Origin of the sequence: Chryseobacterium sp. MYb264 (assembly GCF_035974275.1) — a bacterium.
Taxonomy (GTDB): Bacteria; Bacteroidota; Bacteroidia; order Flavobacteriales; family Weeksellaceae; genus Chryseobacterium.
In genome coordinates this window covers 847,458-872,164 of record NZ_CP142422.1, presented here as the reverse complement: position 1 = coordinate 872,164, position 24,707 = coordinate 847,458, and the positions used below count along the sequence as shown (strand labels likewise).

General features: G+C 34.4%; 22 protein-coding genes. 14 read left to right on the top strand and 8 right to left on the bottom strand.

All coding sequences use genetic code 11. The features are described from left to right. Nucleotides 1-15 precede the first annotated feature (15 nt). The 8 genes from VUJ46_RS03810 (at nucleotide 16) to VUJ46_RS03775 (ending at nucleotide 10,688) form a co-directional block, all read left to right on the top strand. Nucleotides 16-1,365, top strand: a complete 1,350-nt coding sequence (locus tag VUJ46_RS03810; protein WP_326983681.1) for a hypothetical protein — start codon at nucleotides 16-18, stop codon at nucleotides 1,363-1,365. A gap of 11 nt (nucleotides 1,366-1,376) precedes the next feature. Next, the gene (locus tag VUJ46_RS03805; protein WP_326983680.1) at nucleotides 1,377-1,904 is read left to right on the top strand and encodes a DUF1697 domain-containing protein; all 528 of its coding nucleotides are present in this window, start codon (nucleotides 1,377-1,379) and stop codon (nucleotides 1,902-1,904) included. Nucleotides 1,905-1,995: 91 nt separating this feature from the next. Continuing rightward, complete coding sequence (locus VUJ46_RS03800; protein ID WP_326983679.1) at nucleotides 1,996-2,409, top strand: acyl-CoA thioesterase; 414 nt, start codon at nucleotides 1,996-1,998, stop codon at nucleotides 2,407-2,409. A gap of 839 nt (nucleotides 2,410-3,248) precedes the next feature. Next, nucleotides 3,249-4,058: a 3-deoxy-8-phosphooctulonate synthase gene (gene kdsA / locus VUJ46_RS03795; RefSeq protein ID WP_267402983.1), complete on the top strand. Its 810-nt coding sequence runs from the start codon at nucleotides 3,249-3,251 to the stop codon at nucleotides 4,056-4,058. A gap of 272 nt (nucleotides 4,059-4,330) precedes the next feature. Beyond that, the gene (locus VUJ46_RS03790; protein WP_326983678.1) at nucleotides 4,331-6,553 is read left to right on the top strand and encodes a TonB-dependent receptor plug domain-containing protein; all 2,223 of its coding nucleotides are present in this window, start codon (nucleotides 4,331-4,333) and stop codon (nucleotides 6,551-6,553) included. A gap of 200 nt (nucleotides 6,554-6,753) precedes the next feature. After that, nucleotides 6,754-7,131: an HYC_CC_PP family protein gene (locus tag VUJ46_RS03785; protein WP_326983677.1), complete on the top strand. Its 378-nt coding sequence runs from the start codon at nucleotides 6,754-6,756 to the stop codon at nucleotides 7,129-7,131. Nucleotides 7,132-7,240: 109 nt separating this feature from the next. Next, on the top strand, nucleotides 7,241-7,714 hold the full coding sequence (locus VUJ46_RS03780; RefSeq protein WP_326983676.1) for a DUF3347 domain-containing protein: 474 nt from the start codon (nucleotides 7,241-7,243) through the stop codon (nucleotides 7,712-7,714). A gap of 220 nt (nucleotides 7,715-7,934) precedes the next feature. After that, the gene (locus VUJ46_RS03775) at nucleotides 7,935-10,688 is read left to right on the top strand and encodes a multicopper oxidase domain-containing protein (RefSeq protein ID WP_326983675.1); all 2,754 of its coding nucleotides are present in this window, start codon (nucleotides 7,935-7,937) and stop codon (nucleotides 10,686-10,688) included. A 148-nt stretch (nucleotides 10,689-10,836) separates the two neighbouring features. On the opposite strand, the gene VUJ46_RS03770 is transcribed toward VUJ46_RS03775, so the two are convergent. The 4 genes from VUJ46_RS03770 to VUJ46_RS03755 all read right to left on the bottom strand — a co-directional run bounded on the left by VUJ46_RS03770 (nucleotide 10,837) and on the right by VUJ46_RS03755 (nucleotide 15,545). Next, a complete protein-coding gene (locus VUJ46_RS03770; RefSeq protein WP_326983674.1) occupies nucleotides 10,837-11,955 on the bottom strand; it encodes an FAD-dependent monooxygenase in 1,119 nt (372 codons plus the stop codon). A 76-nt stretch (nucleotides 11,956-12,031) separates the two neighbouring features. Further along, nucleotides 12,032-12,628: a hypothetical protein gene (locus VUJ46_RS03765; protein ID WP_326983673.1), complete on the bottom strand. Its 597-nt coding sequence runs from the start codon at nucleotides 12,626-12,628 to the stop codon at nucleotides 12,032-12,034. Between the two features lie 736 nt (nucleotides 12,629-13,364). Continuing rightward, nucleotides 13,365-14,231: a sigma-70 family RNA polymerase sigma factor gene (locus VUJ46_RS03760; RefSeq protein WP_027385416.1), complete on the bottom strand. Its 867-nt coding sequence runs from the start codon at nucleotides 14,229-14,231 to the stop codon at nucleotides 13,365-13,367. A gap of 522 nt (nucleotides 14,232-14,753) precedes the next feature. Then, nucleotides 14,754-15,545: a S1/P1 nuclease gene (locus VUJ46_RS03755; protein WP_326983672.1), complete on the bottom strand. Its 792-nt coding sequence runs from the start codon at nucleotides 15,543-15,545 to the stop codon at nucleotides 14,754-14,756. Nucleotides 15,546-15,827: 282 nt separating this feature from the next. Here VUJ46_RS03755 and VUJ46_RS03750 point away from each other — a divergent pair, with 282 nt between their 5' ends. The 4 genes from VUJ46_RS03750 (at nucleotide 15,828) to VUJ46_RS03735 (ending at nucleotide 20,153) form a co-directional block, all read left to right on the top strand. After that, entirely contained in the window at nucleotides 15,828-16,769 is a 942-nt protein-coding gene (locus tag VUJ46_RS03750; RefSeq protein WP_326983671.1) for a type VI secretion system baseplate subunit TssG, read from the top strand. Between the two features lie 54 nt (nucleotides 16,770-16,823). Continuing rightward, nucleotides 16,824-17,723: a TssN family type VI secretion system protein gene (locus VUJ46_RS03745; protein WP_326983670.1), complete on the top strand. Its 900-nt coding sequence runs from the start codon at nucleotides 16,824-16,826 to the stop codon at nucleotides 17,721-17,723. Between the two features lie 24 nt (nucleotides 17,724-17,747). Further along, a complete protein-coding gene (locus VUJ46_RS03740) occupies nucleotides 17,748-18,887 on the top strand; it encodes a hypothetical protein (RefSeq protein ID WP_326983669.1) in 1,140 nt (379 codons plus the stop codon). 87 nt (nucleotides 18,888-18,974) lie between these two features. Continuing rightward, on the top strand, nucleotides 18,975-20,153 hold the full coding sequence (locus tag VUJ46_RS03735) for an aminotransferase class V-fold PLP-dependent enzyme (RefSeq protein ID WP_326983668.1): 1,179 nt from the start codon (nucleotides 18,975-18,977) through the stop codon (nucleotides 20,151-20,153). A 46-nt stretch (nucleotides 20,154-20,199) separates the two neighbouring features. On the opposite strand, the gene VUJ46_RS03730 is transcribed toward VUJ46_RS03735, so the two are convergent. Then, a complete protein-coding gene (locus VUJ46_RS03730) occupies nucleotides 20,200-20,682 on the bottom strand; it encodes an Lrp/AsnC family transcriptional regulator (RefSeq protein WP_326983667.1) in 483 nt (160 codons plus the stop codon). A 104-nt stretch (nucleotides 20,683-20,786) separates the two neighbouring features. Here VUJ46_RS03730 and VUJ46_RS03725 point away from each other — a divergent pair, with 104 nt between their 5' ends. Continuing rightward, nucleotides 20,787-21,704, top strand: a complete 918-nt coding sequence (locus VUJ46_RS03725) for a DMT family transporter (protein WP_326983666.1) — start codon at nucleotides 20,787-20,789, stop codon at nucleotides 21,702-21,704. Between the two features lie 6 nt (nucleotides 21,705-21,710). Here VUJ46_RS03725 and VUJ46_RS03720 read toward each other — a convergent pair whose 3' ends face one another. Further along, nucleotides 21,711-22,364, bottom strand: a complete 654-nt coding sequence (locus VUJ46_RS03720; protein WP_326983665.1) for a metal-dependent transcriptional regulator — start codon at nucleotides 22,362-22,364, stop codon at nucleotides 21,711-21,713. An 85-nt stretch (nucleotides 22,365-22,449) separates the two neighbouring features. Here VUJ46_RS03720 and VUJ46_RS03715 point away from each other — a divergent pair, with 85 nt between their 5' ends. Then, nucleotides 22,450-23,481, top strand: a complete 1,032-nt coding sequence (locus VUJ46_RS03715) for a threonine aldolase family protein (RefSeq protein WP_326983664.1) — start codon at nucleotides 22,450-22,452, stop codon at nucleotides 23,479-23,481. A gap of 48 nt (nucleotides 23,482-23,529) precedes the next feature. Here VUJ46_RS03715 and VUJ46_RS03710 read toward each other — a convergent pair whose 3' ends face one another. Next, nucleotides 23,530-23,850 carry a hypothetical protein gene (locus tag VUJ46_RS03710; RefSeq protein ID WP_326983663.1) on the bottom strand — a complete coding sequence of 107 codons (321 nt, stop codon included), beginning with the start codon at nucleotides 23,848-23,850 and terminating at the stop codon, nucleotides 23,530-23,532. 93 nt (nucleotides 23,851-23,943) lie between these two features. Further along, nucleotides 23,944-24,447, bottom strand: coding sequence for a hypothetical protein (locus VUJ46_RS03705; RefSeq protein WP_326983662.1), 504 nt, complete (start codon nucleotides 24,445-24,447; stop codon nucleotides 23,944-23,946). Nucleotides 24,448-24,707 lie beyond the last annotated feature (260 nt).

Genomic DNA, 24,707 nt, shown 5'->3' with positions numbered 1-24,707 from the left:
AAAATCTTTTTTAAAATGATGAAATATATAGGAAAAACTAATTTCCCTTTAAAAGTTTTTTCAATAGCCATAGGTATATGGATATTTTTAGCAGTAAGTATTTTTTTACTTAATAAATATGTGGTATTTACCGGGAATAGTCTTTTATTTCCATTCTCGGTTATCTATCCATCCTCATTTCTAATAGTAGGCAGTTTATTCTGCCTACTTTTTTTAGGCACAGGCCTATTGGCGTATAACTATTTTGAAAAACTGAATTTCCTTTGGATCATCCTGATCTGTATTTTGTTAATTATTTTAGGAAACATGGGGCAGGGGAATGTAGATATCGCTTTTCTCCGGCCTTTTTACTATAAAGGCAGACAATACCATACCGATGCTTTAAATATTACCGATTGGAGATTATGGATCCAGAATTTTAATCATAATCTCGAGGCTTTCCAGCTTCACACCAAAACACATCCACCGTACGCAACTTTACTGCATTATGCGTTCATGCAGCTTTTCAATGGAAGCATTTTAGGGATGAGCTTAGGTTTTTTTGCCATTTCAATTTTTAGTTTTCCTTTAATGAATTTATTAATGAAAAACTTTAATATTGATGCCCGAAGAAGAAAAGTATTGTTGTTATTTTTTGCAGTAATTCCTTCGGTTAATATCTATCTTTTAGTCTCTATAGATGCGGTCATCCTTACATCAACATTACTTTTCCTTTGCGGAATTTCGCATATTTATGTTCATAATAAACTAAGTTTTGCAGGCGTTTTAATGGCTTCTGCCGGATTGATCATTACGAATATGCTTACATTCTCAGGGTTATTTTTGATCGCCTTTGTGGGTATTTTATCTTTGATCACTCTGTATAAAAAGAACTTTGCCGTTTTCTTTGCCGCCACCATCAGCTTCGTGATCACTATTGTATTTTTTTATCTGAGCTTTGAATATACCGGTAGCAATCATTTGACAACTTTTTTTGAGGCAAGTCATTCTGAAAATCCAAAAGGATTCATGCTGTTGCATTCTCCGGTTATTTATTTCTTCACAAGACTTGAAGATATTGCAGAGGTTCTTATTTTCCTTTCGTTCGCTTATGTTGCCTATTTTTTTAGCTTTAAAAACAGAAATTTTTACCTTTTCAAAGACAGACAGGTTAATACTTTTTCTTTTTCAGGTTTAATTGCCTTGGGATTAATGCTTTTAACAGGAGCTTACGGTACAGGTGAAACGGCAAGAGCATGCCTGTATATGGTGCCATTTTTTGTTTTATTCTTAAAAGATTTGAGACAGGAAAAACTAAACATTCTTTATGTATTATGCTTATTGCAAACGTTCGGAATGCAATTAATAGGAAATTATTACTGGTAAAAACTGAAATTATGAAATATTGTGCTTTTCTTCGTGGTGTCAATGTAAAAGGAACGAATATGAAAATGGCAGATGTTTGTCAGGTTTTTAAAGAAGCCGGAATGAACGATGTTATTTCTATTTTAGCTTCCGGAAATATTATTTTTTCGTCAGACAAAAAAGCAGGAGACTTAAAGATCATCCTTGAAAAAGCCATGTCTGAACGTTTCTCTTACGAAGCTTTTTTATTCATTAAATCTCATGAAGAAACAGAACATTTCTGGAACGGAAATCCGTTTCAAAAGAATGAGGCTTTTCATACATATGCTTTCGTAGGAATCGACGGAATTGAGAATGTTTTAATGAGTGAATTCGAATCTGCTGCAAAAACAGAATACGAAGACGCAAAAATTGTGAATCGTATTCTCTACTGGCAGGTTTCGAAAGGAAATACCTTAGATTCCTCATTTGGTAAGGTGTTGGGAAAGAAAAGTCTGAAAGATCAATTCACCAGCCGAAACATCAATACATTTGAAAAAATTGTAAAGAAAATGAACTAAGCCCTTTTTTAAGGGCTTTTTTTTATAAAAATTATCGCAGTAACAGCTTTTTTCTTTTTAAATTCGCTTTCTGTTATAAAAATTATTATTAATGATCTATTCAAAAGAATATACGGTAAAAGATGAACATATCGATGTTCAGGGCATTATGGACGGACTTTACTATCCGTTTTACATGGAATATTGCAGGCATACTTTTATTGATGAAGTTTTGGGCTTCAATCTTGAAGAGGAAGCTCATAAAGGTGTCAACATGGTTTTATCCGAGTATAAAATTAACTTTTTAAGATCTTTGAAGAAAGACGACCATATTAGCGTTACCTGTGAATTATACCGTGATAAGGAGGGATTGCCAAGGCTTCATTTTAAACAATCTATTATTCTCAATAAGAAAGTGGTAACCAAGGGGGTTTTTACAGGCACCTGTGTTCCTGCTACGGGAGGAAGGCCTTACATTCCCGAATCCCTGCAGACCATCATAGAAAATGCTCCCGCTTTAGAATAAACATAAATAAAAGAAGTGGAAGATAGGCTTTAAGCGTATATAAAGCTTCATCCAATCAAATCGCTGATTCCTCCTTGCTTACTCAAAATAATCAATCATTAAAGATTATCTTTACATTAACAAGATAATCTTTAATGTAAAAATAGCCAAATAAACGAGGGGCACGCTTATCAACAAACAAAAAGACTATCATTTGATATGGGGGACAGTCATTCATCGAATTGCATTAGCAAGATAACTCATATCCAGACATTGTCGACCAGTATCAAAAGTTGGGGCAAGGCAAAAAAGTTTAGATCATGTAGGATGAAATTTTTTGCTCTCGCAGATTTTGCAAATGAAGCGGGTTCTTTTCCTTACACTTTACATATTGAACACGAAGCCCTACCAAGTTTTTTGAAAACTCCCGTTTTAAGTCTCACCAAGCCGTTCTACTGATAAAAAGATCACGAAGATTAAGCAAAAAAATACCAGCAGCATCATCTGTGAAAATCTTTGCGATCTGTGGGAAATAAAAAAAATCGTGCATTCGCGGCGATAATATGCAGCCCTCAATTTTATCTTTGATAAAATCCTTGCGACTTAAAAACATAAAATATTAAAAAATATCTTTGCGACTTTGCGAAAAACCAACAAAGAGAGCAGCATCTGTAAAAATCTGCACGATCTTTTGGAAATAAAAAATTCGTGTACTCGTGGCAAAAAAAATCTAAACAATTTCTCCCCAAGTTTTAGGCCTGATCCTACATTGTCCCGGCCCATGCTTCGAGTTCACATTAAATAATTTCCGATTCCCGAACTTTATCGTTATTTTTACAGAACTTTTTAATTAAAATAAAATGATTCAGTATTTAGATAATATCCAGCACAAAGATTCCAAAAACTTTTTCCTAATTGCAGGCCCATGCATCATTGAAGGTGAAGATATGGCACTGAGAATTGCTGAAAAAGTAATTGAACTTACCAATAAATATAATATTCCTTACATCTTTAAAGGAAGCTTTAAAAAAGCGAACAGAAGCAGGGTAGACTCTTTCACGACAATTGGTGAGGAAAAGTCTCTTGAAATTCTTAAAAAAGTAGGAGAAACATTCAACATTCCGACAACAACCGATATTCACGAGAACGAACATGCAGCTTTGGCAGCTCAATATGTTGATGTTCTTCAGATTCCAGCATTTCTGGTGCGTCAGACTGATCTTTTAGTAGCTGCGGCTGAAACGGGAAAATGTGTGACTTTGAAAAAAGGACAGTTCCTTTCTCCTGAATCGATGAAATTTGCCGTTCAGAAAATCACTGATTCTAAAAATGAAAAAGTAGCCATTATCGAAAGAGGTAATTCTTTCGGATATACAGATTTAATTGTTGATTACAGAGGAATCCCTACGATGCAGCAATATGCACCTGTAATTCTGGATGTTACCCATTCTTTACAGCAGCCTAACCAAAGTTCGGGCGTGACAGGAGGAAGACCGGATCTTATCGAAACGGTCGCAAAAGCAGGAATTGCAGTAGGCGCAGATGGTATTTTCATTGAAACGCACCCTACTCCTGAAACAGCTTTATCGGACGGCGCAAATATGTTAAGGCTGGATTTACTGGAAGATCTTTTACAGAAACTGACAAGAGTAAGAGAGGCTATTTTATAATCATTTAATACAAATAATACCTGTTTGAACTTATTCATCCCAATTATTTGTGATACGGAAAATATTTCAGCAAGCTCGGTCTGATAATTTTATGATATATTTTGTTCATAAGTATTATTAGTTTGAGCTTGTTGAAGCTTTAAGCCATTTACATAGTAATGATATAAAATCAGGCCGAGATTACTGGGATGATTTTAATAAATGTTAAGAAAAGTTTAAATAAGTTAAAATAAAATGTATATATTCACGTTTGAAATTTTAAAACATTTCTTTTGAAAAAACTAGTTTTACCGCTGAGCCTTATGGTTCCTGTCTTAGTATTCTCGCAGACCAAGAAGAAGGATACGATGAAAACCACAGATATTGAGGAAGTTGTTTTCCAGAAAAAAGTAGCAGGAAGTACGAAAGATATTACCAATGTGAAAATTTCGGCAAAAGATGCCAAAAATGTAGCCAGTATTTCGGGAGGTATTGAAGGGATTATCAAAACATTACCTTCTGTAAATTCCAATACAGAGCTTTCTTCACAGTATATGGTTCGTGGAGGAAACTATGACGAAAACCTTATTTATATTAATGATATTGAGATCTACAGACCTTTTCTGATCAGGAATTCTCAACAGGAAGGTTTAAGTATGATCAATCCCGATATGGTCTCTACGGTCAACTTTTCGGCAGGTGGTTTTGAAGCAAGATATGGAGATAAAATGTCTTCTGCCTTAAACATTTATTATCGTGAACCTCAAAAGTTTGAATTGTCCGGTGAGGGAAGTTTAATGGGGGGGAGATTAACTGCCGGTTTTGCTTCCGGGAAAAAGGATGAGGACGGAAATAAAAAATTTACCGCTTTGTTTTCAGGAAGATACCGAAATATGAATCTTATCCTTAATACATTAAAGGAAGATACAGATTTCAATCCTGTTTATATGGATTTTCAGACGTATATGAACTATCATATCACTCCTAAATTATCATTATCATTTATAGGATATTATTCAAAAAATGATTATGAAATGATTCCCAGAGAAAGAAGTGTAGATTTCGGAAGTTTACAGCGACCAATGAATCTTACGGTCTTCTACAACGGAAGGGAAGACGATAAGTATAAAAATATGATGGGTACGGTTTCAGCCAACTATAAGCCGTCGGATAAGTGGAAATTTACCTTAGATGCATTTTCCTATCAAAACAGAGAAAGAGAGTATTACTCTATTGGCTCTTCTTATATCTTACAGACATTCGATCCGGTGACTGGGGATCCTGTTACTTCGTATGATGCCGGTGGACAGATTGAGCATGCCAGAAATGATTTGTTTGTAAGAACCTACGGAACACAATTCAGAGCCCGTTTTTCACCGAATGTAAATACCGATTTCGAGGTTGGATTTAAATATGAAAAAGAAAATCTTAAAGATCTTACTAACGAATGGAAACTGATAGACTCCGCAGGGTACAGCATGCCAAGACCTATTGATGATCCTAGAATTGGTGATTACTCTGATCTTGAACTGGCTTACAGAATTGCCGGAAATAACCATATTGAACCTACCAGAATGTCTGCCTATGTACAATATTCTCAGAAGTTTTTCTGGGGGGCGAGTAAGGTTTTTGTTAATGCGGGGGCAAGAGTTTCTAACTGGAGCTTTAATAAAGAAACTATTTTCTCGCCAAGGGTTCAGTTTGCTATCAAGCCGGATTGGGATTCAGATATGTTGTTTAAACTTTCGGGAGGAGTTTACTATCAGTCTCCTTTTTATAAGGAAATTAAAGACCTGGATGGCAATTTTAACAGCAATATAAAGTCTCAAAGATCTATTCAGGCTATTTTGGCCAACGATTATGAGTTTTATATGTATGACAGACCTTTCAAACTAACTACTGAGGCTTATTATAAAAAAATGGATAACCTGATTCCATATTATATGGATAATGTGAGAATCCGTTATTCAGGACAGAATAATGCAAAAGGGTATGCTTACGGGATTGATACCCGTTTGTACGGAGAATTCGTTCCCGGGGTAGATTCCTGGTTGTCGGCAAGTTACGCACGGGTATACGAAAATATTGACGGAAGGGGAGATATCCCGAGACCAACCGATCAGAGATTCAGATTTGCCATGTTCTATCAGGACTATATGCCCCAGTTTCCGAAAATGAAAGTCAATTTAACATTGACTTACGCCATGGGACTGCCAACGGGAGCACCTGTTCTTACAGATCCTTACATGTATCAAAAAACTTTACCTGCTTATAAAAGAGTAGATTTAGGGCTTTCTTACGCTTTTATCGAGCCTAAAGAAAAGAAGTCAGCCTATGGCTTTTGGGGGAATTTTGAGGAATTAACCTTAGGTGTACAGGTTTTCAATGCCTTTAATATCAGAAATACCGTTGCTAACCAATGGATTTCCGATTCGTCTACGAATATGGCCTATCCAGTTCCCGTTCGTCTGACAGGGCGTTTCTTCAATGTGAAGCTCGAATTTAGAATTAAATAAAGTAGGTTACAGGTAGCAGGATAAAGGGTTATAGTTTAAAAATATTCTCAATCATCTGCGAAAATCTGTGAAATCTGCGGGAAATAAAAATAGAATAAAACCTTCTGAAAATTTCAGGAGGTTTTTCTTTTCCCAAATTTTATAACAACAATACAGAATTCTATAACATCCGTATCAAAGATATTTTTAACTTTGTGTCAATGAAAAAGATTCTTGCGATATTATTCTCTGTTTTCTACTTCGGATTTTCTTCCGGAGCGGTTTTCAGTGTTCACTATTGCATGAATGAATTCGCCTCAGTCAGTCAGAAAGTAGAGGATATTTGCAGTAAATGCGGTGTTAAAACAAAAAAAGACTGTTGTAAAACAGAGATCAAACTGGTAAAGGTTGATGATTCTCAGAAATCAGATTTTTTAAAAATTGACTTTTTAAAACAAATTTCAGAAGTTCAAAGTCATGATTTTTTCTTTATAGACCACTCTTTTTCAGCTACGAAATTTACTCAGATTCAAATTAATGCGCCGCCTGAAAACCGGTCGGCTCCCATCTTCATTTATCATTGTAATTTTAGAATTTAGAATGCATCAGTCGTTTGGTTTTTAAATGATTATTAACGACATGGCTTGTCGCTTTATGCGATGTATTTAACAGTTCTATCTTAAAAAATTAATTCTAAAATTTAAAACAATGAAAAAATATATCATCACCGCAGTATTCTCTTTATTCTCAATTATTTCAATTTCAGCACAATCTAAAAAAGATGCACAGGTAACCAAGCTGTATCAGAATTATATTGCAATAAAGTCTGCTCTAGCTTCAGATGATGCGGATAAAACATCAAAAGCAGCTACAGAATTCATTAAAACAGCTTCAGCGATGGATGTAAAAACAGTATCAGAAGGTAATTTAAGTATTCTGAAAAAAGATGCATCCAAAATATCGGAAGCAAGAACCATCAACACGCAGAGAGAAACTTTTATGAATCTTTCGGACAATATGATCGCTTTAGCAAAGGAATTTAAAGTTTCGGAAAATCCGGTTTACGTTCAGTATTGCCCAATGGCTGACGGAAGCTGGTTGAGCGATGAATCTAAAATCGTAAATCCTTATTACGGAAAATCAATGCTTTCTTGCGGAAATGTAAAGTCAACGATTAAATAATAATCCTATTTTATTTTAAATTAATAAGCTGTATAGCTTGGATTAGAATTTACTTTAGCTAATTTACTGATTAAAATCTCTGCGGTCTTCGTTAAGTGAAACGCCTTTGTGAAGTTAGAAAAGCATAGTAGTAAAAAAATCTTTGCGCTCTTTGCGTTAAAAACTTAAGCAAAAAAAATCCAGTTCAAGCCATACACCTTTAATAAAAGCTCAAAATATCATGAAAAAGTTGATACTATTTCTCATGCTTTTATTTTCCGTTTTCTCATTTGCACAAACAACAAAAACATTTTATGTCTGTCCGATGGATCCTGAAGTTGTCTCCCAAAAACCCGGAGACTGCCCCAAATGCGGAATGACTTTGAGGAAAAAAACAGTCGTTTTAAAACCGAAAGTTGTTGCAAAACCATTCACAGAAACGGAAATAAAATCAGAAAATAAGACGAAGGCAAAGATTGAGAAGAAGGTTGATGCTAAAAAAGTACTGAAAACGAATGTTACAAATAAAGTTATTCAAAATTATAATAAAAATAGTACAGAATCAAAGTCTCAATCACAACCTCCCACTATATCTCAAAAATACACTTGTCCGATGCATCCTGAACTGATATCTAATCAACCCGGAAAGTGCCCCAAATGTGGAATGGATCTCGTTGAAGTAGAAAATAGGTCTCAGCCAAAAGCAGAACCTGAAGCTCAGAATTCTGTTTTAAAAAGAGATTCAGAAAACGGAAAAATAAGTTTTGGAGGGAAAACAGTCCGTTATGATTTATATGTAAAAGATACGATCGTCAATTTTACAGGAAAAAACCGTCGTGCGATTGCGGTTAACGGGAAATTACAGGCTCCGACCTTATATTTTACGGAAGGGGATACCGCGGAAATTTACCTTCATAATATGCTTAAAGAAAACACTGGTTTTCATTGGCATGGCGTTATTTTGCCCAACAAACATGACGGAGTTCCGTATTTAACGACAAAACCTGTAAAACCTGGCGAGACGCATTTATACAAGTTTAAAGTCTCCCAGAACGGAACCTATTGGTATCATTCTCATGAAGGCTTACAGGAGCAGATCGGAATGAACGGAATTCTGGTTTTCAACAAAAGAGAAGGTGATCCAAAGGTGAATTACACCAAAGAAATTCCTGTATTATTAGGAGATTGGAGCGACGATGATCCGATGCAGATTGCAAGAAGACTTCACATGGCGAATACGGATTGGTATGCGATCAAGAAAAATGCAGTTCAAAGTTATTGGGAAGCAATAAAATCTGGAAATTTCGGAACAAAAGCACTGAATGAATGGAAAAGAATGGAAGCGATGGACGTGAGTGATGTTTTTTACGATAAATTTCTCATTAACGGGCAGCCAAGTTCTGAATATTCTAATTTAAAAGTTGGAGATAAAGTTCGGCTAAGAATCGCAAATGGTGGTTCGTCCACTTATTTCTGGTTGAATTTCGGAGGTGGAAAAATAAAAGTGATCGGAAATGACGGAAACGATGTTGTTCCTGTAGAAGTAGATCGTTTGATTGTCGGAGTTTCTGAAACGTATGATATTGAAGTCACAATTCCCGAAAATAAAAGCTTTGAATTTCGGGCCACTTCTGAAGACAGAATTGGTCATGCTTCGCTTTGGCTTGGATCAGGGCAGAAAGTGGAAGCCCCGGATTTACCCAGATTAAAGCTCTTTGAAGGTATGAAGATGATGAACGGAATGATGGAAATGAGCGGAAATATGAAGCCTATGAACATGACGATGAGCAATCAGATGATGGATATGAACGAGGTAATGTATCCCGAACTTTCTGAAAGCCAAAGAAAAATGACGATGAAGCATATGAATGAGATGATGGGAATCAAGACAAATGAAAAAGAAGAGGATCATTCACAACATTCGGGGATGAATATGGGGGAGGAAAAACCGATTAAAAGATTGTCTTACAATATCTTGAAATCTCCGGAAAAAACCATTCTTCCAACAGAAAATGTACGTGAATTGAAGTTTAATCTGGAAGGAAATATGAATCATTATCTGTGGACTTTGGATAATAAGACGGTGACCGAAACGGATAAGATTCTGGTAAAAAAGGGAGAAGTGCTGAGAATTACAATGTATAATAATTCAATGATGCGCCATCCAATGCACCTTCACGGTCATGATTTCAGATTAATTAACTCAAAAGGAGAATATTCGCCCATGAAAAATGTAGTCGATATTATGCCCATGGAAACCAATACTATAGAATTTGCTGCCAATCAGGATGGTGACTGGTTTTTTCACTGTCATATTTTATACCACATGATGGCGGGAATGGGAAGGATCTTCAGCTACGAAAATTCAAGACCCAACCCTCAGCTTCCAAATCGAAAATTAGCCTGGAAGGACTTTTTGAAAGACAATAGAATGGTTAGTTCAATGGCGATGCTTGATCTTCAGAGTAATAAATTGCATGCAGAAACGATGACGATGTTCGGTCCGAGATGGGCTAATCTAAATGAATTTCATTCAAATTGGGATTTTAACCATTTTGACGGCAATTTTAAAGTGGGAAGATTTTTGGGGAAATTTCAGTGGGCATTGCCGTATGCAGGTTTCAGAATTCAGAAAAATCATGAAATTATGGAAAGACAAATGGCTGAAGATATGGGAATGAACTTCCACGGAAGGAAAACCTGGTTTGGACAGCAAAAAGCGTCAAAAACAAAAGCTGCTTTCGTGGTCGGTATGCAATATGTACTTCCAATGCTGGTGATTGGTGATGTAAGCATTGACCAAAACGGAAAAATTTTATTGGAATTAAGTCGGGAAGACATTCCGCTTTCGAGAAGATTGAGAGGAAATTTTACCGTTAATTCTGATGGTGAATTCAGCACCGGATTGCGGTATATTGTACAACAATACATTTCTGTATCCGGAAATTATGATAACGAAATGGGCTGGGGAGCTGGAATTACTTTGACTTATTAAAGTTATTATAAATCTTAATATTAAATCCTTCATTTTGGAGGATTTTTGTTTTCCGACAGATTTTGCAGATGTTTATGCTTTAATTTCTTGCTTTTGCCGCAAAAAATAGGCTCAATCATCTGTGAAAATCTGCGGGGAAATAAAAAAATTAAATTTCCAATCGAATAGTTTTTTCAACTAATTTTTGATTAAAACTTTCAGGAACCAACCTAAACATAAAATTTCGTAATAAAGTTCCTTTTTCCCATTGAGAAATTTGTCCGATTTTCCAGCTTGTATTCACAACATAATTAACTTTTTTTCTCCTTATTTTCTGAAATTCTTCAAAAATTTGATTGAAATTTTTACTGTTTTCCAACAGTTTTCCAATGACATAAGAATCTTCAATGGCCTGACAAGCACCTTGTCCCAAATTCGGAGTAGTTGCATGAGCGGCATCACCGATTAGGCAAAGGTTTTCCACATGCCATTTTGGAATAGGAGATAAGTCGATAATATCATTTTGAATAATGTTTTCTTGAGATGTTGCTTCAATAATTTTTAAAATTAAAGGATGAAAGCCATTAAAACTTTCTTCTAAGCTGTGATATCTGTTATGTTTGCTTTGATTAATTACAGCATACCAATAGATTTTTTTCTCAGACATTTTTACAAAGCCAAAACGTTTGCCTTTTCCCCAGGCTTCAATGGCTTCCTGTTGAAATTCTTCAGGCAAATCAAATTCTGCCAAACCACGCCAGCAAATTTGTTTTGTATTTCTAATAGTTCCTTTTTTAAAAACCTGATTTCTTATTTTAGAATGAATTCCATCAGCTCCAAAAACGATTTTACTTTCTATTTCATTTCCGTTTTCAAAGCTGAGACTATAGTTTTGTTTCTTTTGAACTGAATGCAAAGCATGATTCAATTGAATATTTTCAAAACCTATATTTTCAGCTAAAATCCTTTGTAGATCTGCTCTGTGAATGGCTACATTGAAGGAATTATACTTCTTTTCAAGCGCAAGAACATTGGTTTTTGAAATGAGTTTTAAATTTTCATCAGTTATGGAAATTCCGTGAATTTTATTTCCTGCATTTTCGATTTTCTCTTTTAATCCTAATTGATCAAAAATCTGCATCGCATTAATGGCCATCATAATTCCGGAACCGATAGGTTTGATTTCCGGTGCAGATTCGTATATGGTAAAATCTAAATTATGTTGTTTTAAAATATTTCCAAGCGTCAAACCGCCGATTCCAGCTCCGATGATTGAAATTTGATTCATAAATAATTATTTAAAAGTCTCAAGAACATGAGTTTATTTATTTTTGAAGACATTCGTAAAAATTAGTAGCAGAAATTTATTTTAAATTTTTCAATTCGTTCAGCAATTGATTCTGCTTGCTGATGAAATGTTCAAGACTATCCATTTTCAAAGGATGTGCATTTTGATATTTTCCGATTTCAGGAAGGGTTTTTCTGATTTTGAAAGCCTTATACAAATCAGTCATATTTTCAGTATTCTCATTGAGTTGCGAAATTAAACTTCTTACATTTTTAGTTTTTTCCTGATATTTTTCAGTACTTGCTTTGACTTCACTTTTTAGCTTATGTTTTAGAATTGAATCATGAATGCTTTCTGCCGAAAAATTAGCATCTCTATAGAAAGCTTCGGATTTATTCAAAACCTTACCATATTGATCAATCACCTTTATCGAATGTTTATACGTTTTTTCCAGCCTATCATCGAGGGCAGATAATTTTTTATCATTTTTAATGAGTTCCGAATAAATTTTATCAATCATATTATCATCATAACGATCACTTTCAAAAGAACCTTTTAAAGAAGAATCCGTGTTATCAACGGCATTTTCTACAAGGGGGTTATTTTCCGGGCTGCTTTCTCCACAGGAAACGATTAATAAAAACAGAGCAGATGTAAAAAGTATTTTTTTCATGGTTTACATTAAATTAAGTACTATTATCCTTTCGGCGACAGGAGAAATTTACACCTAATTTTTAGATTTCTCACTATACTGTCGCATAGTTCTGAATGACATATGGAATCGTCAATATATTATTAATGGGATCAGTTTCAAAACTTGGGGAGAAACTGTTCAGGTGTATTTTTTGCCACGGATGCACGAATTTTTTATTTCCCATAGATTGATAGGGTTTTCGTGGGTGGGGCTGTTTCTGTTGGTTTTTCGCAAAGTCGCAAAGATATTTTTTAATGCTTTATGTTTTTAAGGCGCAAGGATTTTATCTTTGATAAAATGGAGGGATGCATATTATGGCCACGAATGCACGAATTTTTTATTTCCCGCAGATCGCCAGATTTTAACAGATGATGATGCCGATTTTTTATTGCTTAAACTTTGGTGTTGAATATTTAAAGTGTAAGGAAAAGAATCTGCATCATTTGCAAAATCTGCGAGAGCAAAAAATTTCACCTTACATAATCTAAACTTTTTTGCCTAGTCCCCAACTTTTGTATTTGATCCAAAAAACTTCAGAATGCAACTCAGAGGAGTTAAAGATAGAAACTTCTTTATATTCAGATTAACCAAACTTTTTGCTTAGCCCCCAACTTTTGCGCCTGATCCTATTAATGAGTTGAAGATAATTCAAAATCCGGGATAAAAAAAGCGGAACCTGAAAATCAAGCTCCGCGTGTTGTTTGTATCGTTAAAATTATTTACCCAAATACGATTTCAAAATCTTACTTCTGGTATTGTGCTTCAATCTCTTGATCGCTTTTTCTTTGATCTGACGAACTCTTTCTCTTGTAAGATCAAAAGTTTCACCGATTTCTTCCAAAGTCATCGGATGTTTTCCGTTTAACCCGAAGTATAATCTTACCAAATCCGCCTCTCTTGGAGTTAAAGTATTCAATGCTCTTTCAATCTCAATCTGAAGAGATTCAAGCATCAAATCTTTATCCGGGCTTGGAGATTCTCCGGAACGCAATACGTCATAAAGATTAGAATCTTCACCTTCTACCAAAGGTGCATCCATAGACAGGTGTCTACCGGAGTTTTTCATTGATTCCTTAATATCTTCCTCGCTCATGTCAAGAACTTCAGCCAATTCTTCAGGAGAAGGTGGTCTTTCATTTTCCTGCTCAAGGTGAGCATAAGCTTTGTTGATTTTGTTGATGGAACCAATTTTGTTCAATGGTAATCTTACAATTCTTGACTGTTCTGCCAAAGCCTGTAAAATTGATTGACGAATCCACCATACCGCGTAAGAGATAAATTTGAAACCTCTTGTTTCATCATACCTTTTTGCCGCTTTCATCAGTCCTAAATTCCCTTCATTAATTAAATCCGGTAAAGAAAGACCCTGATTTTGGTATTGTTTAGATACTGAAACTACGAAACGAAGGTTGGCTTTTATTAATTTCTCCAGTGCTGCTCTGTCGCCCGCACGTATTCTCTGTGCCAAATCTACTTCTTCGTCTGCCGTAATTAGTTCAACTTTACCAATTTCCTGCAAATACTTGTCTAATGATGCAGTTTCCCTGTTGGTTACCTGCTTAGTGATTTTTAATTGTCTCATCTATTTTTTCCTCAAAAAAGAGTTTACATCTATATATACGTATGACGAACTAAAAAGGTTACACATATTGCAATTAATTTTTATTTATTTAAATTAAAATTGAAAAATTAGTTGTAAATTATGGCTCCTACGACATAGAGGGGGATTTTTTGTTTTCATTAATTTATAAGATTTTATAAAAAATCCTATTTAAAAAGTCTTTTCGTTGAAAATTTTATCAGATATTTCTAACCTATATTTTATTTTTTAGGAGCTTTTTCCCGCTTTTCACTATATCTTTTGGGTTACGGCTTCCGCTTCGCTCCAGCCGCAACCCAAAAGGATGCCGTTGCAATCGGGGCTAATAATTTGCGACTGTTTAAAAAATAAACCTCATAGGTTTTTGAAACCTATGAGGTTTGTACCATTACAATATTAAAAACAATTTAAGTTTCAGAAACAAAAAAAGCGAAACCCAAAGGCTCCGCTTGTATTATAAGATATAATTAACAATCAACTAAAAACTGTCAACCATCAACCATTCTAAAACAAATCATTCAATAATTTCGCCAGTCTCAAACCTCCGTAAAGAAGCTGTCTTTCAACGGTATCATTGAATTTGTATTGATAATCATAAGATAATTTAGATCCGTCAGGAGTCTGTGCATAGATTTTATTGGCGATTTTATGAGAATCATATAACCAATCCTCAACAGTTCCTGTCTGAATCTGTTTTACTTCATGATCAGATTTAATATCCAGTAATTTAGCATATTCTGTATAGCTGTATTTTTGAGAATCTACCAATTTCCCATCCCAAACTGAGTGTAAATTGGTCTTATCTCCAAAATAAGTAACATTGATTTTGTTTCCGCCTAAATCTTCAGATCTTCCAACATGTAAAGGCTGAGACAAATCTCCCATAATGTGAATAAGGAAAATCAACGCGATTTTTCTGTCCTTTTCAGACGTCTTAGGATCTTTAATCTGGCTAGACAAAGTCTTAACCTGGGTATACAAACTCGGACCAGCCTGAGCTTCCAAATTTTTCTCAAAAGCTTTGAAATCTGTCTGAGGATCAATATTTACATAATGCCAGGCGGAAGCCTGCTTCCAAACGCCCGTGGTATCAGACTTAATGAAATCTGGCCAGTTTGCCCAATAAGCAAGACGCTCTTTCCCCATAATTTTCTTGATCTCTCTTCTTGCCTTTCCGGAAAGATGATTTTCTGCAATTTCTGCAATAACTCTGTGCCCCGTTAATCCCCACGCATAAGAATAAAGCGAAGATGCCATAAATGCTAAAACCAGAATTTTAGAATAAATACTTTTCATTTTAAAATAACATTTTCTGGTTGCAAAGATACGGTTAATTTAAAGTTTAGATTCATATCAAAATAACGATTTATAAATTTAACTAATTCTTAAAATTAGATTTAAACAAATCATTTCATGTATTTTAACCCGAAATTTCTACCCATTTTTCCGTATATTGATGATGATTATTATTTTTATTGCTGATAAATTAGTATTTTTAGAATAAAATTAATTGAAAAAATATTTTTTCAATCAGTTGAGATATATTATTTTTACAAGCCCAAAATCACAGCAGACACTATGTATGAGAATAATATTGTAGACATGCATTACAATAAGCTGCAGACCGACTTCAAAGCGGAATCTGTAGCCGTAAACCTTTTAAAGTACCATCGCGCAGTAAGCAATATATTCATTGAAAGAATCGGTATTAATGACCGTGCTTATTTAAAAGATATAAAAAGTATTTCCAGTAATTATCTGGGGTTTGAAGAAGAGGTCTTTATCATAGAAACCTATAGGGAGGGGATTTATGATTATCTCCCGGAAGGTCTTTTTCATCCGCCTTCTTTAGGAACGTCCAGAAAAAATGTGGAAACCGTTGTCCGCGAAATCCGTAAGCAAAAAAGAGTAGAAGAAGACGCAAGAAAATTTTTCAAACCTTTTGAACTTGAGGTATTTTTTACCGAGATCAGTGCGTTACTCAAAGAATTTGATTTTGATGTATCAAGCGATACCGACGCTTTATTAGATACCGTTAGCGAACTTTGGCCTCTGGTTGATATGCTGGATAAACAGAATGCGTATATTTTTATTCATATCTTACCCTTCTTTCATCAGATAAGAGGGGATAAAAAATGGTTTGAAAGATGTATGACCGCTTTTTTGCAGGTTCCCGTAGAAATTACTTTTGCACCGAACGTGATTGATAATATGGAAGAGGAAGATGACTCCATGCTACTGGGGAATTCAAGATTGGGAGTAACGTATATTCCAAGCGGAAGACATATGGACGGACAGAGAAACTGGGTGGTAAATATCGGTCCTATTCCATATCAGGAAATGAAAAAATACATTCACGGAAATCCCTTTAGAAAGGTTTTGCAAACATTGTATGATTATTTTTTGCCGGTTAATATTGATATTAAAGAGAATTTTATCACCGAAAAACAAGAATATTCATTCGCCTTACAAGATGACGATAGAAATGCAAACCGCCTTGGATACTCTACATTTCTGTAAAATATTTTACTATATTTACAATTACCAACAAAATATTAATTTGAATAAAAACAAATGGAAATTTCTTCAGTAAAAGGAATCTTTTTTAGGTATATTTTAATGCCTTTATTTGCAGTGATCATGATGGTTATCTTAGGAGTCATCAGACGGAATAAACCTGCCATTAAGATCAAGACCATTATTATATATTTTCTGCTTTGCAGCTTGTGTTTGGCCATTCCGGGAATCTTTGGGTTTGCCGGTAACCTTTTCAATCCTTACTGGTATCTGATTTCGCAGATTATTTATCTTATTTTGGGAATTATTCATGTAAATTTATTACATCGGTTTTTCAGAAAACATATCGATTCCCAGGCAATGAGTATCTTGTTCGAATCTATCCTTTCCATTACCTGTATTGCTTTCGGAGGCTATCTTTTTTATCTTATTTTTGAATGGATGAGCAGAGGAATGGGCAATCCGCTGATGGCTGCAACAAGTTTGATTATTTTCCTTGTTCCCATGTTTTTTTATTATTGCTATATCCAGTTTATCAGTATCCCTTTTGATATTTATAAAACATGGAGATATTCTCCGGATCAGAAATTACCTGATTTTGAAGGCGCGGATTTCGACCGTTTAATGGTTTTAAATGTTGAATTGAGCAAAAACCTTGAAGATTCCAACCGATTCAGAATTAAAGCCAAAACATTACCCACAGGAATTACGTTTGGAGATTGGTTCTACAGGGTAGTAGACGATTATAATCATAAAAATCCTAATTCTGTAATTCATTTGTCAGATCAGGAAAAAGAACCTTATTACTGGATTTTTTATACTAAAAAATCATTTTTCAGCTTCAGAAAATATATAGATTTTGACCAGGACATTTCAACAAACAGCATTTCGGAAAATGAAGTGGTAATTTGTAAAAGAGTGATCCGTCACGAAGAAGAAGGACTCAGAAAACCCTAACATCACACCAAAAAGATATTTACTATGATACAGCCCATTAAACATTTCGCCATCAATTGGGTAGACGGGATGAAGGTTTCCCAGCGACACCTCAATGATCAGGATAATTTTTTAATTGACACCATTAGAGATTCTAACTCTTTGGGAATCAATATATACAATTACGGACTTTTGCCGATCTCCAAAGAATTTACGGATCGGACTATATTTGATGTTCACAACACAGCTACCAATGATGTTCAGTTAGTTATTAAACATTGCAGTGCAGTTACCCTGGCAGGCTACAGAATTGAACTGAATGATAGGAGAGTGAGCGTCAAGTCCCTGGCAAAATCAATGCATGAAGAGCAGGCCGACGGAGAGTATTATATTTTAATCTCAGTCAATCCGTTTGACAAAGTCCCTTTCGGAGATATCGATCCCGAAGAAATCCCGCCACGTCATCCGAATGCCCAGCCCAATCATCATATTGAACTGCTTCCTGTAACATCTCTGAACAGTAGTTATTCCGGGGGTAATTACCTGATTATCGGAAAGGTGGACCTGAAAGGGAATATCGCTCAGGTGGATTCCAATTTTATTCCTCCGTGCACCTCGATTCAAAGTCACCCTGCATTGCTCGACTATTACAATAGTTTTGCTAAATCGATCGGAAATCTTCAGCAATACGCCTTTAAGATCATCCAAAAGGCATCTCATAAAAATCAAAATACAGCGCTGGCACAAAATGTAAAATTTTTATGCAGTACCTTAGTGAATACTTTTGGAGATATGTATTTCCAGTTTAGAAATATTACCCCTTATCAGCCACCGGTATTTTTGATAGAATCTTTTGCCAAACTGGCACTCCGATTATATAATGCCACCCAGGTGCTGGTTCCTGCAGAACTGGAAGAAATGTTGAATTACAGCCTCGAATGGAGTGAAATTGCGCCGCATACTTTATTAAACCAGCTTTCTATTGTTGCTGAGACCAACTATGACCATCATAACTGTGGAGAACCACTTCTATACATTCAGCAAATGCTGCGAAGTTTGGAAATCATTTTCTCTAAACTGAGTGAACTGGATTATATCGGTCAGCGAAAAGAAAATATTATCGTTAATGAACAGGAAGTATCTAACAATAACAATCCAAAAAGAGGTTGGAGTGTTTTAGACTAAAAAAATAACTTTTGAAAAATATAAATCCCGATACCTGATATTCGGGATTTTTTGTATAAAATTGTTTGATTAAATTTTAAAATAAAAATGAACATAGATAAAATAAGACAGGACATCAGAGGTTTGAAAGATGGGAAAATATTTCTAAACAATGCGGGGTCTTCATTAATGCCGAAAGTTGTTGTTGATTCAATGATTGAATATGTACAGCAGGAAGAGCAAACGGGAGGATATATTGTTGCCGCAAAAAATGAAGCATTTTTAGAAGAATTTTATGAGGAAACTGCCAGACTGATTAATGCTAAATCGTCTAATATTGCTTTTGCAACAAGTGCCACAGAAGCATATGCAAAGGCTTTGTCGAGTATTATTTTTAAAGAAGGAGACGTCATTATCACGACGGTTGACGATTATATTTCTAACCAGATTACATTTATTTCGCTTCAGAAAAAATTAAATGTAAAAATTATCAGAACGAAAAATCTTTCAGATAACGAACTGGATTTGGAAGATCTTGAAAATTTAATTAAAAAACATCAGCCGAAATTGGTTGCTGTTACTCATATTCCTACCAATTCCGGATTGATTCAGAATGTGGAAGCGGTCGGAAAAATCTGTAAGCAATATGATATTTTATATTTGGTTGATGCCTGTCAATCTGTTGGTCAGATGGTGGTTGATGTCGAAAAGATAGGTTGTGATTTCCTTACGGCAACTGGCAGAAAGTTCATGCGAGGTCCCCGAGGAACCGGATTTTTATATGTTTCAGACAAAGTATTAGAACAGAATTATGCCCCTTTATTATTGGATATGAGGGGTGCTCATTGGTCAGAATTTGATGATTATGAATTGTTTAAAACAGCCAAAAGATTTGAACATTGGGAAATTTCTTATGCTTCCTTATTCGGTTTTACACAGGCAATAAAGTATGCAAACCAAGTTGGTTTAGATCAAATTGAAAATTATAATAAAAATCTGTCGGAAACATTAAGAAGTAACCTTCAGGAAAGCGGTTTCCAGATTTGGGATCAGGGTAATCATTTAAGCAGTATTATCACTTTTTCTGGTCCTGATGGAGATTTAGAAAACATACAAAAGGTGTTGAAAGAAAATAATATATTCTTTTCAGTAACTTATAAAAATTCAGCGTTAATTGATTTTACAAATAAAAATATCAATGGAATTGTAAGATTATCGCCACATTATTTCAATACATCAGAAGAGATTGAAAAAGTTTCCGAAGTTTTGAAAAACAGTTTAAAATAATTTTTTGAATCAAACCATTAATGTAATTTTATCTTAATGGTTTGATTTATTCTAACTGAGATAGAATATGCAACGGAATTTCTAAATTTGATTTTATCGTATCCATAGAAACCAATGTCCTGAAATGCTTAATATTTTCATTGCTGTAAAATATTTTGCGGGTGAGCTGCTCATAATCTTTCATTGAAGGAACAATAATCACCAACATAAAATCAGATTCTCCTGTTACGTAATAACATTGCTGAACTTCAGGTGTAGCATTGAAAACCTGTCTTGCCTGGTCAATCAGATCAATCTTATCACTATCAAGAAAAATTTCAACCAAAAGGGTTACAGAATATTTAATTTTTTCGGTATCAACAACTGAAACATCGGCTTTAATAATTCCGGTTTCCCGCATTTTTTTAATTCGTCTTTGAACAGCAGCAGCAGATAATCCGATCTTGTCTCCAATATCTCTTTGCGGAGTCATATTGTCTTTCTGAAGGATTTCAAGAATCAAAACATCAAAGTGATCTACATTTTTCATTCGCAATTATGTTTAATAATGAAACAAAATTGCAAATTATTACCCAAATTTCATTAAAAAGCAACCTATTTTTGATGCATTTTTGCAAAATAATTATCAAGTTTATGCAGACGAATATTTTAAAAGGTTTCTTATTGGCTGTTTTAGCCGCTTTACTTTGGGGAGTTTCCGGAACATTCGGACAGTTTTTATTTCAACAGAGGGGAATAAATATTGAATGGCTGATCACCATGCGAATGCTGATTTCTGGATTTTGCTTATTACTATTTGCGAAATTTGGTGAAAAGCAAAATTTATTTGAAATCTGGAAAAATAAAAAAAATGCAATGCAGTTAATTATTTTCAGTATCGCGGGAATGCTTGCGGTTCAGTATACGTATTTTGCAGCAATAAAACATTCAAATGCCGCTACAGCAACGGTTTTGCAATACTCAGGACCGGTGATAATTGCTATTTATTTAGCTTTTAAAAATAAAAAATTGCCCGTATTTTTAGAAATGATTGCCATAATTTTAGCCGTTGCAGGTACAGTTTTATTGGTTACCCACGGAAATCTTAGCAGTCTTTCAATCTCACTTACCGCATTATTATTTGGGATTGCTTCAGCGGTGGCATTGGCAATTTATACTTTACAACCCGTGAAATTATTATCAAAATACAAACCTTCACTCATTATAGGATGGGGAATGTTCTGCGGCGGTTTTGCCTTCAGTTTTGTGAAAGCTCCATGGGTTGTTGATGGAATTTGGGACGTGCAAACCTATTGGTACACCATATTTATTGTGATCTTTGGAACTCTCGTGCCTTTTTATGCTTACCTTCAGGCAGTTCAGATCATTGGCGGACAAAAAACAAGTCTTTTGGCTTCGTTAGAACCTTTATCTGCAACGATTTTGGCGGTTCTTTGGCTCAATGTTTCTTTCACAACAATCGATTGGATCGGAAGTATTTTCATTATTTCGACCGTATTTTTATTGAGTAAAAAAGCAAAGAAAGTAAAAGAAGTTGTTGAAGAAATTTAGTGAAATTTATTTTTTAACTAATATTTTTTCTGTCGCTTTTTTGCTCAAAACTTCCTGTTTTCCATCAACTTCCACCGTAATGGATTTGTCAAAGTTTTCTATTTTAACGATTGTAATTTTCTTATTCAACAGTAAATTTCTTTCTGTTAAATAATTTAAAAAAGCATCGTCAGAAAGCGTAACAGAAGCAAAGATAACGGTTTCATTCAACTCACAAGCACTCAATTTTTGAAGATCCTGGGCGATAATATTTCCATCTTTATCAGGAATAGGTTCGCCATGAGGGTCAAATTTCGGATGATCAAGAATTTCATCCATCTTATCAAAGAAAATAGTGGAGTGTACGTGTTCCAGTTGTTCCGCAATTTCATGTACATTTTCCCAGCCGAAATTCATTTTTTTTACCAAAAACATTTCGGTTAACCGGTGTTTTCTTACGACAAGAGCGGCTTCCCTTCTTCCTTTTTCGGTAACAATCAGTGGCTTGTACGTCTCGTAAACCACCCAGCCTTTGTCTGCAAATTTCTTCATCATATTATTAACGCTCGGCATTTTTACGGATAAAAATTTGCTGAGTTCATTAATCGTTACCTTACTTTCATTGTCTACCAAATGAAACAGAGCCTTAAGATAGTTTTCTTCTGTTAATGTTGTTTTCAAAATGTTAGATGATTTTCATTACAAATCTAACAAAATAATATGAATAATCTGCACTTGTTATTTTAAGTTTTTTTAATTTTACATTATGAAATTTTCATTCAAAAACGACTATTCAGAAGGTTGCCATCCTTATATTTTACAGGCACTTTTACAGTATAATCTTCATCAGCAGGCAGGTTACGGAGAAGATGAATATTCTCTAAAGGCTAAAGATTTGATCAGAGAAAAAATGAAAAATCCTCATTCTGAAATTTATTTTGTTTCAGGCGGAACTCAGGCTAATTTAATTGTAATTTCTTCGATATTAAGACCTTATCAATGTGCAGTTTCTGCGGCTACCGGACATATTTTGAATAATGAGACCGGAGCCATTGAAGCAACCGGACATAAAATTTTAGGTATAGATAAGGAAGACGGAAAGCTAGCTCCTGCAGATATTATTCCCGTCTTGGAAAATCATCGAAATGTTCCTCATCAGGTAATGCCTAAATTGGTTTATATTTCTAATTCTACGGAGTTGGGAACGATTTATACTTTGAAAGAATTAGAAGAACTTTCTGCTTTTTGTAAGGAAAATAAGTTGTATTTATTCATGGATGGCGCGAGATTAGGGCATGGTTTAACTGCAGAAATCAGCGACCTTACTTTAGAAAAAGTAGCTAAACTTACGGATGTTTTCTATTTGGGCGGAACTAAAAACGGAGCCTTGATCGGGGAAGCTATTATCATTAATAATCAGGAACTTCAGCAGGATTTTGCTTTTAATATCAAACAGAAGGGAGCACTTTTAGCAAAAGGAAGGTTGTTAGGAATTCAATTTTTAGAATTGATGAAAAATGATCTTTACTTTGATTTGGCAAAACATGCGAATCAGCAGGCCATGAAAATTAAAAATGCAATGAAGGAAAAAGGAATTCAATTCCTTTCTGATACTTATACCAATCAGATTTTTCCGATTTTAAGTAATGATTTAATTCAAAAATTATCCGAAAAATTTGAATTTTATGTTTGGAAAAAGATAGATACGAAATTTTCGTCAATTCGTTTAATAACTTCTTGGAATACAGGGGATGAACCTGTTAATGATTTTATTGAAATTATTAAAAAAGAATTATAATAAATCAAAAAACAGCCTACTTTTAGGCTGTTTTTCTTTTTAAATATTTTAATTTTCCTGAAGAATTTTCTTAATTCCTTCAATCACTTCATTTTCAAATTTCTTTATTTTTTCCTTCTTCATATACATATAAAGTCCAACGGGAAAACAAAAGATGAGATAAAGCATGGCAGAGTTCAGAGCGGTCTCTGTGCTCACGTTGCCAATTTCGGGAACGGTATTTAATTTTACATTTCCAGTCAGTGTAAATCCGCTAGTACGAACCTGAAGCGCGCCAAAGCTTGTTTGAATTTTATACTGTGGAAATGTTTTCCTTAGTTCTTCGATAAACTCATTCTTTGAAAATGGTTTAAAATTTAAAGTTTGCATCGTTATTAATACTATTTGTTATTGATAAGTGTGGAAACCTATTTCTGCAAATATCGTGCAAAATATATCTATATTTAGAGAATAATTTTAATTTTATTTCAGTGATTTTGCAACTATTTTACAATCAGCTGATTTTAAATTGTTTCCTCCGGCATATCTTATCTTTTTCTCATTTATATATTTCGTTCCGGTTTCAGCATCTCTTTGTCCGATTCCTTCGACTAAGCCATCTTTTGTCTGAAGAAAATAAATATCATTTTTATTTCCTGTAGTTCCTTCTGCGGCAAATTCGTAAATCAATTTAAGCGTATCACCCGATTTAAATCCGGATAATTCCCCTTTATTACTGTCTTTTTCGCTGTTTTTTGTCGCCATTTTACCGGTAATAGTCCCCAAATTATCGTCAATACTCACAAAAACAGTGTCTTTTCCTGTTATTCCCATATAACAGAAAGATTTAGCACCTAAGGTATCGACTACTTTTTCTGTCGTGGCAACAGTGTCTTCTGATACTGTTTCAGGGACAGGAGCTTCAGGCTTTTTGTTGCAATTAAGCAATAAAACTGAAAAAGAACTTAATAAGACTAATTTTTTCATATTCTAATTATTATGTTACATCATATTTCATCTGCTAAAATAGCAATTGTATCGAGATCAGAAAATAAATTAATGCAAATAAAAAATAATCTTTAAATTAAAATAAATTATGACTTTAAATTTTAAAGAAAAAGCTTGTTTTTTTAAAAAATATTCTAATCGCTGAGAATCGCTTAAAAAAAATTATTCCGAATATTTTCCCGTACAGCAGAAAAATAAAATGGGCATGAAAAATGATGTTAAGTAGTAAAAAGATCAAT